Origin of the sequence: Pseudohaemophilus parahaemolyticus (assembly GCF_938021905.1) — a bacterium.
In the GTDB taxonomy this organism is placed as follows: domain Bacteria; phylum Pseudomonadota; class Gammaproteobacteria; order Enterobacterales; family Pasteurellaceae; genus Haemophilus_A; species Haemophilus_A parahaemolyticus_B.
The window spans coordinates 1-12,616 of record NZ_CALIFA010000063.1; the positions used below are offsets into that span (position 1 = coordinate 1).

Annotated in this window: 13 protein-coding genes; 12 read left to right on the forward strand and 1 reads right to left on the reverse strand. The window is 43.5% G+C overall.

The features are described 5' to 3' along the window. The first annotated feature begins 285 nt into the window (after positions 1-285). Both QMF79_RS05980 and QMF79_RS05985 read left to right on the forward strand, forming a co-directional pair. Positions 286-435 carry a hypothetical protein gene (locus tag QMF79_RS05980; RefSeq protein ID WP_281773107.1) on the forward strand — a complete coding sequence of 50 codons (150 nt, stop codon included), beginning with the start codon at positions 286-288 and terminating at the stop codon, positions 433-435. Between the two features lie 8 nt (positions 436-443). Continuing rightward, complete coding sequence (locus tag QMF79_RS05985) at positions 444-659, forward strand: hypothetical protein (protein ID WP_040217674.1); 216 nt, start codon at positions 444-446, stop codon at positions 657-659. A gap of 75 nt (positions 660-734) precedes the next feature. Here QMF79_RS05985 and QMF79_RS05990 read toward each other — a convergent pair whose 3' ends face one another. Continuing rightward, positions 735-1,364, reverse strand: coding sequence for a glutathione S-transferase family protein (locus QMF79_RS05990; RefSeq protein WP_281773108.1), 630 nt, complete (start codon positions 1,362-1,364; stop codon positions 735-737). A 103-nt stretch (positions 1,365-1,467) separates the two neighbouring features. Here QMF79_RS05990 and mutS point away from each other — a divergent pair, with 103 nt between their 5' ends. From mutS to lipA, 10 genes are all read left to right on the forward strand, one after another. Further along, entirely contained in the window at positions 1,468-4,074 is a 2,607-nt protein-coding gene (gene mutS / locus QMF79_RS05995; protein WP_281773109.1) for a DNA mismatch repair protein MutS, read from the forward strand. 224 nt (positions 4,075-4,298) lie between these two features. Continuing rightward, complete coding sequence (gene rsfS, locus QMF79_RS06000) at positions 4,299-4,613, forward strand: ribosome silencing factor (protein WP_281773110.1); 315 nt, start codon at positions 4,299-4,301, stop codon at positions 4,611-4,613. A 3-nt stretch (positions 4,614-4,616) separates the two neighbouring features. Next, on the forward strand, positions 4,617-5,084 hold the full coding sequence (gene rlmH / locus QMF79_RS06005) for a 23S rRNA (pseudouridine(1915)-N(3))-methyltransferase RlmH (RefSeq protein WP_281773111.1): 468 nt from the start codon (positions 4,617-4,619) through the stop codon (positions 5,082-5,084). A 48-nt stretch (positions 5,085-5,132) separates the two neighbouring features. Beyond that, complete coding sequence (mrdA, locus tag QMF79_RS06010; RefSeq protein WP_281773112.1) at positions 5,133-7,115, forward strand: penicillin-binding protein 2; 1,983 nt, start codon at positions 5,133-5,135, stop codon at positions 7,113-7,115. Beyond that, complete coding sequence (gene rodA, locus QMF79_RS06015; protein ID WP_281773113.1) at positions 7,108-8,235, forward strand: rod shape-determining protein RodA; 1,128 nt, start codon at positions 7,108-7,110, stop codon at positions 8,233-8,235. The genes mrdA and rodA overlap by 8 nt, the downstream gene beginning before the upstream one ends. A 235-nt stretch (positions 8,236-8,470) precedes the next feature. Next, entirely contained in the window at positions 8,471-9,076 is a 606-nt protein-coding gene (locus QMF79_RS06020) for a septal ring lytic transglycosylase RlpA family protein (RefSeq protein ID WP_281773114.1), read from the forward strand. A gap of 107 nt (positions 9,077-9,183) precedes the next feature. Beyond that, a complete protein-coding gene (locus QMF79_RS06025; RefSeq protein WP_281773115.1) occupies positions 9,184-10,362 on the forward strand; it encodes a D-alanyl-D-alanine carboxypeptidase family protein in 1,179 nt (392 codons plus the stop codon). A 113-nt stretch (positions 10,363-10,475) separates the two neighbouring features. Continuing rightward, a complete protein-coding gene (ybeD, locus tag QMF79_RS06030) occupies positions 10,476-10,772 on the forward strand; it encodes a DUF493 family protein YbeD (protein WP_281773116.1) in 297 nt (98 codons plus the stop codon). A gap of 92 nt (positions 10,773-10,864) precedes the next feature. Beyond that, complete coding sequence (gene lipB / locus QMF79_RS06035) at positions 10,865-11,539, forward strand: lipoyl(octanoyl) transferase LipB (RefSeq protein ID WP_281773117.1); 675 nt, start codon at positions 10,865-10,867, stop codon at positions 11,537-11,539. Further along, positions 11,539-12,528 carry a lipoyl synthase gene (gene lipA, locus QMF79_RS06040; RefSeq protein ID WP_281773118.1) on the forward strand — a complete coding sequence of 330 codons (990 nt, stop codon included), beginning with the start codon at positions 11,539-11,541 and terminating at the stop codon, positions 12,526-12,528. Before lipB ends, lipA begins: the two co-directional genes overlap by 1 nt. Positions 12,529-12,616 lie beyond the last annotated feature (88 nt).

Consider the following 12,616-nt stretch of genomic DNA (forward strand, 5'->3'; position numbering starts at 1 on the left):
CGATGGTAGTGTGGGGATTCCCCATGTGAGAGTAGGGCATCGCCAGATTGAATTAAAACGACCCCGTTGTAGCAATACTGCGGGGTTTTGCTTTTTAGCTTAAGCGTAAATTGCAAAAAATTTTTAAAATATTACCGCTTTTTATCTATATCTTCTCGATCTTCATTCCTTTTATTAGTACAAAAAACAATCTATTTTCACTTCAGTATACTGAAGTCCTTAGATATTGACATATCTAAGGAAACATCCCGATTAAAGTTTAATTTTTCATAAAAGGAAGTGAAAATGAACAGATTTGAAATTCGTTTTTATATTGATTCTTCAAGAAAAAGCATTGCTAATACAATTGTATCTGCAAATAATGAATTTGAAGCGATTCAGAAATTCCAAAGAACTCATCCAAAATCTATTGTAATTACCTGTATCAAAAAATAGGAGTAAATATGAAAAAGAATGGAGATGATTTACTCATTGATATGCTGTCTTTGTTATGGAAGGGAGGTGTAGCAATTTACCAAACTTTCTCTGGCTCTTCTCAATCAGGGAAAGATGCTAGGTCTAATTTCAAATCTGAATTTGAGACTAAATCAACAGAATGGCAAGAAGCTAAATTAGAACTTGAAAAGTTAAAAAAAGAGCGAGAACAATCTCATAAATAATCAAAAGCGGTCATTTTCTTACTTAAGTTTTGTAAACCCAAGATATGGCCGCTTTTTAATTTTGATCTTGAAAGTTTATCCTTTCAACCCTTCAATTTCTCTCACATTTTCCACCGCTTGATCAGCTTCAACTCGTTGCATAAAAGGTGAAAGTTGCGTTAGATGGTTGAAATCAATCCCTACTACACGACACCAATTCAGCATAATGTAAAGATACGCATCCGCAACCGAAATTGCTTCGCCAAAATAGATATGGCTTTCTAAATGTTCATTTGCCACAGCAAGTTGATCTAAAATCTGCTCAACGGCTTGTTGGCGAATGATCTTAGCCAGTTCTTCGTTATCTTTTGCATAGCTTGGTAAACGGAATAATGGCACGAATGACTTATGAATATCTGCATTAAAGAATGCTAACCAGCGAGCGGCTTTGGCTTTATCGCGGACGGTTTTACTACCAAACAGTTTTGCATTTGGATAAAGCTCATCCAAATAGTGCAAAATTGCCTGATTTTGTGAAAGCACTAAATCGCCATCGACCAATACAGGAACAGCTCCTCTTGGATTTAACGCCAAAAAGTCTGGCGATTTGATTAACTCACGTGTTACCGCTTCAAATTCATAATCTGCATTTTCACGTTCTTTTATCCATTCCAACGCTACGTGTGGTACGAATGAACACGCACCAACTAAACCATATAATTTCATAAAATACTCCTGTTGTTTCAAAGTGTTGAAATTATACTGTTTTGTACAGCTCTTGGCTAATCTGATAAAATAGCCTCATTCTATCATTTCAATTACGCAAACTATGACCGTAACTCAAGACCTTTCCAATCACACGCCAATGATGGTGCAATATCTGCAACTCAAAGCCCAAAATCCTGATATTTTACTCTTCTATCGAATGGGGGACTTCTATGAGCTTTTTTATGATGATGCTAAGAAAGCTGCGGCGTTGCTTGATATTTCACTGACTAAACGTGGGCAATCAGCAGGCGAGCCGATTCCGATGGCTGGTGTGCCGTATCACGCAGTGGAAGGTTATTTGGCAAAATTAGTAGCGTTGGGGGAGAGTGTGGCAATTTGTGAACAGATTGGTGATCCCTCAGCCTCGAAAGGACCTGTAGAACGCAAAGTGGTTCGCATTGTTACACCAGGTACGGTGAGTGATGAGGCATTACTGCCTGAGCGACAAGACAACTTAGTTGCGGCAATTTATGAGCATAAAGGCACTTTTGCAATTGCAACGCTTGATATGGCTTCTGGGCGTTTTTTAATCAGTGAACTGTCGAACCAAGAGGCGTTAAGTGCGGAATTGCAACGTTTGCAGCCTGCAGAAATTTTATATGCGGAAGATTTTGCCTACGCAGGCATTTTGAATAACTACAAAGGCTTGCGTCGGCGTCCTGTGTGGGAGTTTGAACTGACTACGGCAATTCAGTTGCTCAATCGTCAATTTGGTACGCAAAGTTTAGCTGGTTTTGGCGTGGAAAAAGCCACCACCGCACTGTGTGCCGCAGGTTGTTTATTGCATTACGCCCAAGAAACGCAACGCACCGCCTTACTGCATATCAACAGTATTCATCTTTCGCAAAATAGCGAAACAGTCTTGCTTGATGCCGCAACCCGTCGCAACTTAGAACTCACCCAAAACCTTGTAGGCGGTACGGAAAATACCCTTGCTTCCGTCTTAGATAAATGCGTGACTCCGATGGGCAGCCGCTTGTTAAAACGTTGGATTCATCAGCCCATTCGAGATGTGAAAAAGCTCAAAGAGCGGCAGGATATTATTGAAAGTTTGCAAAAAAGCGAGCAAATTGCACCGCTTCAACTGGCGTTGCAAAACGTAGGCGATATGGAGCGAATTTTGGCACGTGTGGCGTTGCGTTCGGCACGTCCACGTGATTTCACTCGCTTGCGTTCTGCACTTGAGCAAATTCCAGAGATCGAACAGCGTTCGCAACAATTAGCACCAAGTTTAGATATTTTGCTTGCACAATTGGCGAATTTTGATGAGTTGGCAGATTTACTCAAGCGGTCGATTATTGACAATCCTCCGCAATTGATTCGCGATGGCGGCGTGATTGCCGAAGGCTACAATGCAGAGTTGGACGAATGGCGTTCGCTTTCGGCGGGAGCCACCCAATATTTAGAAGATTTAGAAATCCGCGAGCGTGAGGCGACTGGGATTGATACGCTTAAAATCGGCTTTAACGCCGTGCACGGTTATTACATTCAAATCAGCCAAGGGCAAGCACATAAAGCCCCGATTCACTATGTTCGCCGTCAAACCCTCAAAAATGCGGAGCGTTATATCATTCCTGAGTTGAAAACTTATGAAGACAAGGTGTTGAAAGCGAAAGGGGCATCGTTGGCACTCGAAAAACAACTTTATGACGAGCTGTTTGACTTGTTAATGCCTCGCTTGGGCGAGTTGCAATTGGCAGCGATGGTGCTTGCCGAATTGGATGTGTTGGCAAACCTTGCCGAACGTGCGGAGAATCTTGGATATGTGCGTCCAACCTTCAGTCCGCAACGCATTATCAATATTAAAGAAGGTCGCCACCCTGTGGTGGAACGTGTGATAAAAGATCCGTTTATCGCCAACCCTGTTTATCTGAATGCTCAACGCCACTTGTTGGTGGTAACAGGGCCGAATATGGGGGGAAAAAGCACTTATATGCGCCAAATTGCGCTGATCTCGCTGATGGCGTATATCGGCAGTTTTGTGCCAGCCGAGAGTGCAGAAATTGGGGCGATTGACCGCATTTTCACCCGTATTGGGGCGAGCGATGATTTAGCTTCGGGGCGTTCTACCTTTATGGTGGAGATGACCGAAATGGCGAACATTCTCCATCAAGCCACAGAAAACAGTCTGGTGCTGATTGATGAAATTGGGCGTGGCACGTCCACCTACGACGGGCTTTCGCTGGCGTGGGCGTGTGCAGAATGGTTGGCGAAGAAAACACAATCTCTCACCCTGTTTGCGACCCATTATTTTGAGCTAACCAGCTTGCCGAATCAGCTTAAAGGTGTCGCGAACGTGCATTTAGATGCCCGTGAACACAACGACACTATCGCTTTTATGCATTGCGTGCAAGAGGGGGCGGCAAGTAAGAGTTACGGCTTGGCAGTCGCGGCATTGGCAGGTGTGCCTAAACCTGTCATTGCTTTGGCAAAACAGCGTTTGGCACATTTGGAAACACTCTCCCAACAACAAAAAGTGGGCGAAGAAAACCCACAAGTGGATTTACTCTTTTCGCAAGAGGTTGTTGAAAATCTACCGCTTGCAGCACAAGAAAGTGCTGTGGAATTGGCATTGAGTAAGATTGAGCCTGATGAGCTTACACCCCGTCAAGCATTAGACGAATTGTATAAATTGAAGAGGTTGTTAAAAGGAGAGTTTCTTCGTTAATCACTTAACACTACCCATCATTTTACTCGTAAGCGGTCGAATTATGTAAAAGTTTTGCAAAATTCGACCGCTGATTTTTTTATCCGTTTTAATCTATGGTAAAATTGCAAGCTTTTACTGGATAGATTCTGCGTGCGTGGAATTTCATTCCACACATCCTACCGTTTATTTGTAGGGGGTATGAATACTTGTCATTCACGCATGCTATATACAACGGAAAAACAATGGAACAAAACTTAGTCGAATTTTTAACAAAAACCTTAGATGATTTAAAAGCACAAGATATTCTGGCGATTGATGTAAAGGGCAAATCGAGCATTACCGATGCGATGATTATTGCAACAGGTACATCGGTGCGTCACGTGGCTTCAACCGCAGATCGTTTGTCTCAAGAGGCAAAACAAGCGGGTTTTGAAGTGTTTGGTGATGAAGGTAAAGAGGCTGCCGATTGGATTGTAGTGGATTTCGGTCAGGCAATTGTGCATTTATTGCAAGCTGATGCCCGTGAAATGTATCAACTTGAGAAACTTTGGGCATAAGCGATGAAAATTCAGCTAATTGCCGTTGGTACAAAAATGCCCGATTGGGTGAAAACGGGCTTTGAAGAGTATCAACGCCGTTTTCCGAAAGATATGCCTTTTGAGCTAATTGAAATCCCTGCGGGCAAGCGGGGTAAGAATGCCGACATTAAGCGTATTTTGGAACAAGAAGGCAAGGCGATGTTGGCAGCCGCAGGCAAAGGAAAGGTCGTCACTCTGGATATTCCTGGCAAACCGTGGACAACCGAGCAATTAGCCAGCCAGTTAGAAGGCTGGAAAAATGATGGACGGGATGTATGCTTGCTGATTGGCGGACCTGAAGGCTTGTCGCCAGAGTGTAAACAAGCGTCAGAACAGAGTTGGTCGCTTTCTCCGCTGACTTTGCCTCATCCAATGGTGCGGGTGATTGTGGCGGAAAGTTTATATCGAGCTTGGTCGCTCACGACGAATCATCCGTATCATCGGGAATAATTTTACAAGCGGTCAAATGTTTAAGAAATTCTGCAATCTGAGCAAAATATGTTTGGAAAACTAGCAAAATTAATGTCACCAAAGCCGAATGAAAAGGTACGAAACGGGCAAGCGGAGAGCAATTTGTTTATTCGCCGTGCAGCTATTGCATTCATGGGGGTGTTGGCATTAACGGGAGTGTTGCTTGCAAATCTCTATCACCTGCAAATCAGCAATTATGAGGACTATCAAACACGCTCGAATGGTAACCGTATTAAGCTGCTGCCTGTACCGCCAACTCGGGGGCTGATTTATGACCGAAACGGAAAGGTGCTTGCCGAAAATATTACTTATTTTGGGCTGTTTATTGTGCCTGAGAAAACGCAAGATTTGGAGCAGACCTTAATTGAGCTAAAAAGCATTGTTGGCTTAACAGATGAAGATATTGAGAACTTCCACAAAGAGAAAAAACGCACCTCGCGTTATACGCCAATTTTGCTAAAGGCGGATATGAGCGAAGAGCAAATGGCACGTTTTGCGGTGAACCAATATCGCTTCCCAAGTTTAGATGTACAAGCTTACTACAAACGCAATTACCCTTATGGCGAAACACTGACCCATATTTTAGGATATGTCGCGAAAATCAATGAAAAAGATAAGAAAAAGCTGCAAGAAGAGGGTAAATTCGGTAATTATGCTGGTTCGCACGATATGGGCAAACTGGGTATTGAAAAATTCTACGAAGAGCAGTTGCACGGGCAAGCAGGCTTTGAAGAGGTTGAAATTAACAACCGTGGTAAGGTAATCCGCAAGCTTCGTGACCAAGAAGGTGTGGCGGGTAGTTCCTTACGTTTAACCATCGATATTGAGTTACAACAATACATTCAAGATTTACTTAAAGGGCAGAAAGGCTCGGTGGTGGTGTTGGATGCTCGAGATAGTAGCGTGTTGGCGATGGTGACCAGTCCAAGCTACGATAATAACTTATTCGTGGGTGGTATTTCGGGCAAAGATTACAAAGCCTTGTTGGAAGATCCTGCACGTCCGCTTTACAGCCGTGCAACGCAAGGAACTTATCCGCCAGCCTCAACGGTTAAGCCGTTCTATGCGGTAATGGGCTTAGTCGAAGGCAAAATTACGCCAAATACCACCGTTTTCGACCCTGGTTTTTGGATTTTGCCGGGCACAACTCAGCGTTATCGTGACTGGAAGAAATCGGGGCACGGTTCAACCAATGTGAATAAGGCGATTACGGAATCTTCGGATACTTTCTTCTATCAGCTCGCCTACGACACAGGAATCGACAAAATGGCGGAGTGGATGACCAAATTCGGCTTTGGGCAGAAAACGGGCATTGACTTGTTTGAAGAGTCGGCAGGTGTTTATCCAACCCGCGATTGGAAGCGAGCACGTTACAAAAAGCCGTGGGTGCAAGGCGATACTATTCCTGTTGGGATTGGGCAAGGCTACTGGATTGCCACGCCATTGCAAGTAGCGAAAGCCTTGGCGGTGTTGGTTAATAATGGGCGAGTGAATACGCCGCATTTGATGAAAGAGATCATTCACGCGAACTCGGTGGAACCGTATAAAGATCCGCTGCTTTACGAAGATATCACGGGTGTGCCAGAGCGTTTTTGGAACGTGGCGAAACTGGGGATGTATAACGTAATCAATGCGGGTAATGGTACGGGTAAAAAGGCGGGTGGCTCGTTTTACCGTGCAGCAGGGAAATCGGGAACAGCACAGGTGTTCAACTTGAAAGGCGGAAAATATGATAAAAACGCCTTGAAAAAAGAGTTACACGACCACGCGTGGTTTATTGCTTACGCCCCTTATGATAATCCGAAAGTAGTGGTGGCGGCCATTTTAGAAAACGCAGGCGGCGGCGGTGCGAATGCAGCACCTGTGGTGCGTCAAGTGATGGATTTTGCTTTAACGCATACGCTGAAAAATGAGGGCAATTTGCAAAATTCGCCACAAAATCCACCGCTTGTGTCTCCTGTACCTGCATCCCCTTTGCCAGAGACGATTGAGGAAAATGTGAATGAGTAACCGATTTAGAAAGGTCTTTTGGAAAGTTTTTTCGCTCGATTTATGGCTCTTACTGGGGCTGTGTGCGATTACGGGCTACGGCTTGTTAGTGCTATATAGTGCCAGTGGCGGTAGCGAAAAAATGTTCACTAACCGCGTGGTGCAGGTGTCTTTAGGTTTGGGCGTGATGTTTGTGATGGCGATGATTCCGCCTCGCACCTACAAGCAAGTTTCGCCCTATTTGTATGCGGTGACGATCGTGATGTTGGTCATGGTGGATGTGTTTGGCGAAACCAGTAAAGGGGCTCAACGCTGGCTAAATTTGGGCTTTGTCCGCTTTCAGCCGTCGGAGATTGCAAAATTAGCTGTGCCATTGATGGTAGCGACTTTTTTGAGTAATCGACCGTTGCCACCGAATTTCCGCGACACCGCGATTGCATTGACGATTATTGTGTTTCCAACCTTACTTGTGGCAGCACAACCCGATTTGGGCACCTCAATTTTGGTTTGTGCCGCAGGAATTTTCGTGCTTTTCTTGGCGGGATTAAGTTGGAAATTGATTTCTGCAGGCGTGGTCTTTTTGGCGGGATTTATTCCGATAATGTGGTTTTTTTTGATGCACGATTATCAAAAAACGCGGGTAATGACCTTGATTGACCCCGAGAAAGATCCGCTTGGTGCGGGTTACCATATTATTCAATCGAAGATTGCGATTGGTTCGGGTGGCTTGCACGGCAAGGGCTGGATGGAAGGCACGCAATCACAGCTGGAATTTTTGCCAGAACCGCATACCGACTTTATTTTTGCGGTATTAAGCGAAGAGCACGGAATGATTGGGGTACTGATTCTGCTCGGCATTTATCTCTTTATTATTGCACGTGGTTTAATGCTCGGCGCGAAGTCAGATAATGCGTTTGGACGCATTCTTTCGGGCGGCACGGCATTACTCTTTTTTGTGTATGTTTTTGTAAATATTGGGATGGTGAGTGGCATTTTGCCCGTAGTTGGTGTACCCTTACCGCTGTTTAGCTATGGTGGAACGTCTTATGTGACGTTAATGGCTGCGTTTGGATTGATGATGTCAAGCTATGTACATCGTAAAAAACCACACAGCGATAACCCCTATAACAAGCTAAAATAGTAAGAAAAACAAAGGCTTGGCTTACATTATCTTGAAGCTTAGGCTTTTGTTTTTTGAATAAATTTAATCAAACATTAAACTTTTGCTTTTTTGCGGTATCAAAAAGTATAGACAAAGTCAGTTATCGATTAGATTAACAGTCACTATTTTCTCAATCAGTGATAACTTGTTGAGAAAATGGGCAATACAAACATCGTTACAAACGAAACGATATCAAAATGAGGAATACATACTTATGCGATTAAGTAAAATTGTAACCCTGTTGTTAGCTGGATTCTTCACATTCGGAACATTGAATTCTGTTGCAGCAACTAAACACGCAAAAACGGCGATTGTGTCAAAACAGACAAAGGCACAAACTCCAAAGAAAACGCTAAAAGACGCTTCAAAAGCGAAATTTATAAAAGCTGAAGCGAAAAAACAATCTAAAGTGGCAAAACAAGCGGTGAAATCCGCTAAGAAAAATGCAAAGAAGCCCCTTTCTTTGACAGAAAAATATAAGAATACACCACGTAAGCATTTGCAATCTGGTGTGGCAAGTTACTATGCGGATAAATTTAACGGACGCCGTACAGCAAATGGCGAACGTTTTGATAACACAGCGATGACAGCTGCTCATCCGTCTTTACCTTTTGGCACATTGATTGAAGTGACCAATATGCGTAACGGCAAGAAAGTGGTTGTTCGGGTGAATGATCGTGGTCCTTATACTCACGCTCGAGTGTTAGATTTATCGAGAAATGCAGCACACCAATTAGGTATGCATAACACCGGCACAGCCAAAGTGAAAGTTGCTGTGTTAGACAAAAACAAACGATTAGAATTAGCAGAAAAGAGTTAATTTTACTCAGTTTGTTTCAATCCATTATAAAAAGGGGTTGTTGAGAATTCAACAAGCCCTTGATGAGTTTATAGAGATTCTCAACCCAACGTTATCGGACACTTTATATGAAAAAAAGATTATTAAAACTTGCTGGCCTTTCTGCCTTAATCCTTTCTTCAACCGCTTTAGCGGATGCCACTACGGATTTTGGTATTGCTGCACCGCAATTGAATGCTCAAACTTATATTTTAATGGATTACAACTCTGGTGCGGTATTAGCGAGTCTTAATCCCGATCAACGTCAATACCCTGCCTCGCTAACTAAAATGATGACCGCTTATGTTGTGGGCGAAGCAATAAAACAAGGTAAAGTACACAATAGTGATGTTTACACCGTGAATGAAAATTCGTGGGCACAAAAATTCCCTGGTTCATCATTGATGTTCTTAGACTTGAATAAACAAGTGACCGTAGGCGAGTTAATGAAAGGCTTAATCATCGTTTCAGGTAACGATGCAGCAGTGGCTTTAGCAGAGCATACATCAGGATCGCAAGCTTCTTTCATTGATGAAATGAATAAGCATGCTCAACGTTTCGGCTTGCAAAATACGCACTTTACCACCGTGCACGGTTTAGATGACCCAAATCAATACTCTTCAGCACGCGATATGGCGATTATTGGCACTCACGTGATCCGTGATCAGCCAGAAGAGTACAAAATTTATTCAGAAAAAGAATTCCAATATAACGTGAAAAAACCACAGCCAAACCGTAACGGTTTATTGTGGGATAAAACCATGAACGTGGATGGAATGAAAACAGGGCATACCGATAAAGCAGGCTATAACTTGGTAGCGTCAGCGACCAATTCAAATATGCGTTTGATTTCTGTGGTAATGGGCGTGCCGACTTATAAAGGTCGTGAAGTGGAAAGCAAAAAATTACTTCAATGGGGTTTTGCGAACTTTGAAACGGTGAAATCTCTACCAGCAGGTAAGGCGGTACAAGAAGAGAGCGTGTACTACGGTGATGTAAACAAGGTACAATTAGGTTCTGTGCAAGATAGTTTTATCACGATTCCAAAAGGCAAAGCGGGCGAGCTTAAAGCACGTTATGAATTAGACAATAAAGGCTTAGAAGCCCCTCTAGAGCAAGGTCAAGTCGTTGGCAAAGTGATTTACCAATTAGATGGCAAAGATATTGCTTCAACACCACTTCAAACCTTACAAGCCGTAGGCGAAGCGGGTATTTTTGGTCGTGCGTGGGACTGGGTCGTACTCACTGTGAAAAGCTTGTTTAACTAATCAGCTCTTGCAACAGAAAATTTAGACCTTATATAGGCACGCAACAAGCGGTAGGATTTTTGCAAAAGTTTGCCAAAATCTTACCGCTTCATATATTAAAGAGAGGAAAGAATATGACAAATAAAACTGTAAACTTACAAGATTTACCCCAAGCGAAATTAAAAGACTTACTTGAATTTCCGTGTGATTTCACTTTCAAAGTGGTAGGCACGCATCGCGATGGTTTAGTGGATGATGTAGTCGCTGTGACTCAAAGTCACGTAAAAGGTGATTATACACCTCGTGAACAACGTAGCAGCAAAGGCACTTATAATTCGGTTTCGATTGATATTGTGGCTGAACACATCGGTCAAGTAGAAACCCTTTATGAAGAACTTGCGAAAATTGAAGGCGTAAGAATGGTACTTTAATGAATTTCTTTTATTGCGGAGAATAAATCTCGTGAGATTTCCCTCTCCCATAAGGGGAGGGGAATTAATATTTTTATCTCAAAATCCCCACTATGAACACAACACTGATTATTCGCCAATTGGGCGTGCAACCTTATGAAAAAATCTGGCATAAAATGCAGGATTTTACTGACAACCGCACCGAAGAAACTGAAGATGAAATCTGGCTGGTGCAACACCCCAGCGTTTTTACACAAGGCTCAGCGGGCAAGCCGGAACACCTCATTCATCAAACTAATATTCCTGTCGTGCAATCGGATCGAGGCGGGCAGATTACCTATCACGGAATTGGTCAGCAGGTGATGTATGTGCTGATCGACATCAAGCGCTTAAAAGCCCAAGGACACGACGTTTCTGTACGTGATTTAGTCACCGCTCTTGAGCAATGTGTGGTGAAAACCTTGGCGGATTATGGCGTAGAAAGCTATCCAAAACCAGATGCACCTGGGGTTTATGTGGAAGGGCGAAAAATCTGCTCATTAGGACTTCGTATTCGTAAAGGCTGTTCGTTCCATGGGCTAGCACTTAATATCAATATGGATTTATCACCGTTTCACAACATCAATCCGTGCGGTTATGCGGGGCTTGAAATGTGCCAATTAAGCGAATTGAACAATCAGAACAATTTAACCTGTGAGGATGTCTCCCCAAAATTGGTCGCTCACTTTGCTGCGATTTTAGGCTATAATGTGCAACAATTTATTAACAACGAGGAAAACGAATTTTAATGACAACGGCAACCAATACGCCTGCGAAACTCGCCCCGTTTAAAATGGAACGCGGTGTGAAATATCGTGATGCAGCGAAAACCTCTGTTATCCAAGTCCGCAATATCGACCCAGACCAAGAGTTACTCAAAAAACCGAGCTGGATGAAAATTAAACTGCCAGCAAGTTCGGCAAAAATCGACAGTATTAAAAACGGGATGCGTCGCCACGGCTTACACTCAGTGTGTGAAGAAGCTTCTTGCCCTAACTTGCACGAATGCTTCAACCACGGTACAGCAACCTTTATGATTATGGGGGCAATTTGTACCCGCCGCTGCCCATTCTGTGATGTAGCACACGGCAAACCACTTCCGCTTGACCCAGATGAACCGCGTAAAGTGGCAGAAACTGTGCAAGATATGAAGCTAAAATATGTGGTAATTACTTCGGTAGACCGTGATGATTTGCCAGACCGTGGCGCTGCCCACTTTGCGGCAACCGTGCGAGAAATCAAGGCGTTAAATCCAGAGTGTAAAGTGGAAATTCTTGTGCCAGACTTCCGTGGACGTGTCGAACAAGCGGTTGCAATTTTGAAACAAAATCCACCTGATGTGTTCAACCACAACTTGGAAAATGTACCACGCTTATATCGCGAGGTTCGTCCTGGGGCGGATTATCACTGGTCGCTCGAATTGCTTAAAATCTTTAAAGAAGAGTTCCCAGATATTCCAACTAAATCGGGCTTAATGGTCGGTTTAGGCGAAACTAACGAAGAGATTTTGGAAGTAATGCGTGACTTACGTGCTCAAGGCGTAACGATGCTCACCGTAGGGCAATACCTCCAACCAAGTCGTCACCACTTAAAAGTAGAACGCTACGTGCCACCTGAAGAGTTCGATATGTTCCGCACCGAAGCCGAAAAAATGGGTTTCGAACACGCAGCCTGCGGACCATTCGTGCGTTCATCTTACCACGCTGATCTACAAGCAAAAGGTGAGATTGTTAAATAGATAGGTGTGTAAACCTTTCACAAGCGGTCGAGATTTGCAAAAGTTTTGCAGATTTCGACCGCTTTGTTTTTGGATATGACCAGCGGAA

Excerpts from the sequence above, each read along its gene's own strand:
- QMF79_RS05980 (WP_281773107.1), top strand. The coding sequence starts at position 286 with ATGAACAGATTTGAAATTCGTTTTTATATTGATTCTTCAAGAAAAAGC.
- QMF79_RS05985 (WP_040217674.1), top strand. The coding sequence starts at position 444 with ATGAAAAAGAATGGAGATGATTTACTCATTGATATGCTGTCTTTGTTA.
- QMF79_RS05990 (WP_281773108.1), bottom strand. The coding sequence starts at position 1,364 with ATGAAATTATATGGTTTAGTTGGTGCGTGTTCATTCGTACCACACGTA.
- mutS (WP_281773109.1), top strand. The coding sequence starts at position 1,468 with ATGACCGTAACTCAAGACCTTTCCAATCACACGCCAATGATGGTGCAA.
- rsfS (WP_281773110.1), top strand. The coding sequence starts at position 4,299 with ATGGAACAAAACTTAGTCGAATTTTTAACAAAAACCTTAGATGATTTA.
- rlmH (WP_281773111.1), top strand. The coding sequence starts at position 4,617 with ATGAAAATTCAGCTAATTGCCGTTGGTACAAAAATGCCCGATTGGGTG.
- mrdA (WP_281773112.1), top strand. The coding sequence starts at position 5,133 with ATGTTTGGAAAACTAGCAAAATTAATGTCACCAAAGCCGAATGAAAAG.
- rodA (WP_281773113.1), top strand. The coding sequence starts at position 7,108 with ATGAGTAACCGATTTAGAAAGGTCTTTTGGAAAGTTTTTTCGCTCGAT.
- QMF79_RS06020 (WP_281773114.1), top strand. The coding sequence starts at position 8,471 with ATGCGATTAAGTAAAATTGTAACCCTGTTGTTAGCTGGATTCTTCACA.
- QMF79_RS06025 (WP_281773115.1), top strand. The coding sequence starts at position 9,184 with ATGAAAAAAAGATTATTAAAACTTGCTGGCCTTTCTGCCTTAATCCTT.
- ybeD (WP_281773116.1), top strand. The coding sequence starts at position 10,476 with ATGACAAATAAAACTGTAAACTTACAAGATTTACCCCAAGCGAAATTA.
- lipB (WP_281773117.1), top strand. The coding sequence starts at position 10,865 with ATGAACACAACACTGATTATTCGCCAATTGGGCGTGCAACCTTATGAA.
- lipA (WP_281773118.1), top strand. The coding sequence starts at position 11,539 with ATGACAACGGCAACCAATACGCCTGCGAAACTCGCCCCGTTTAAAATG.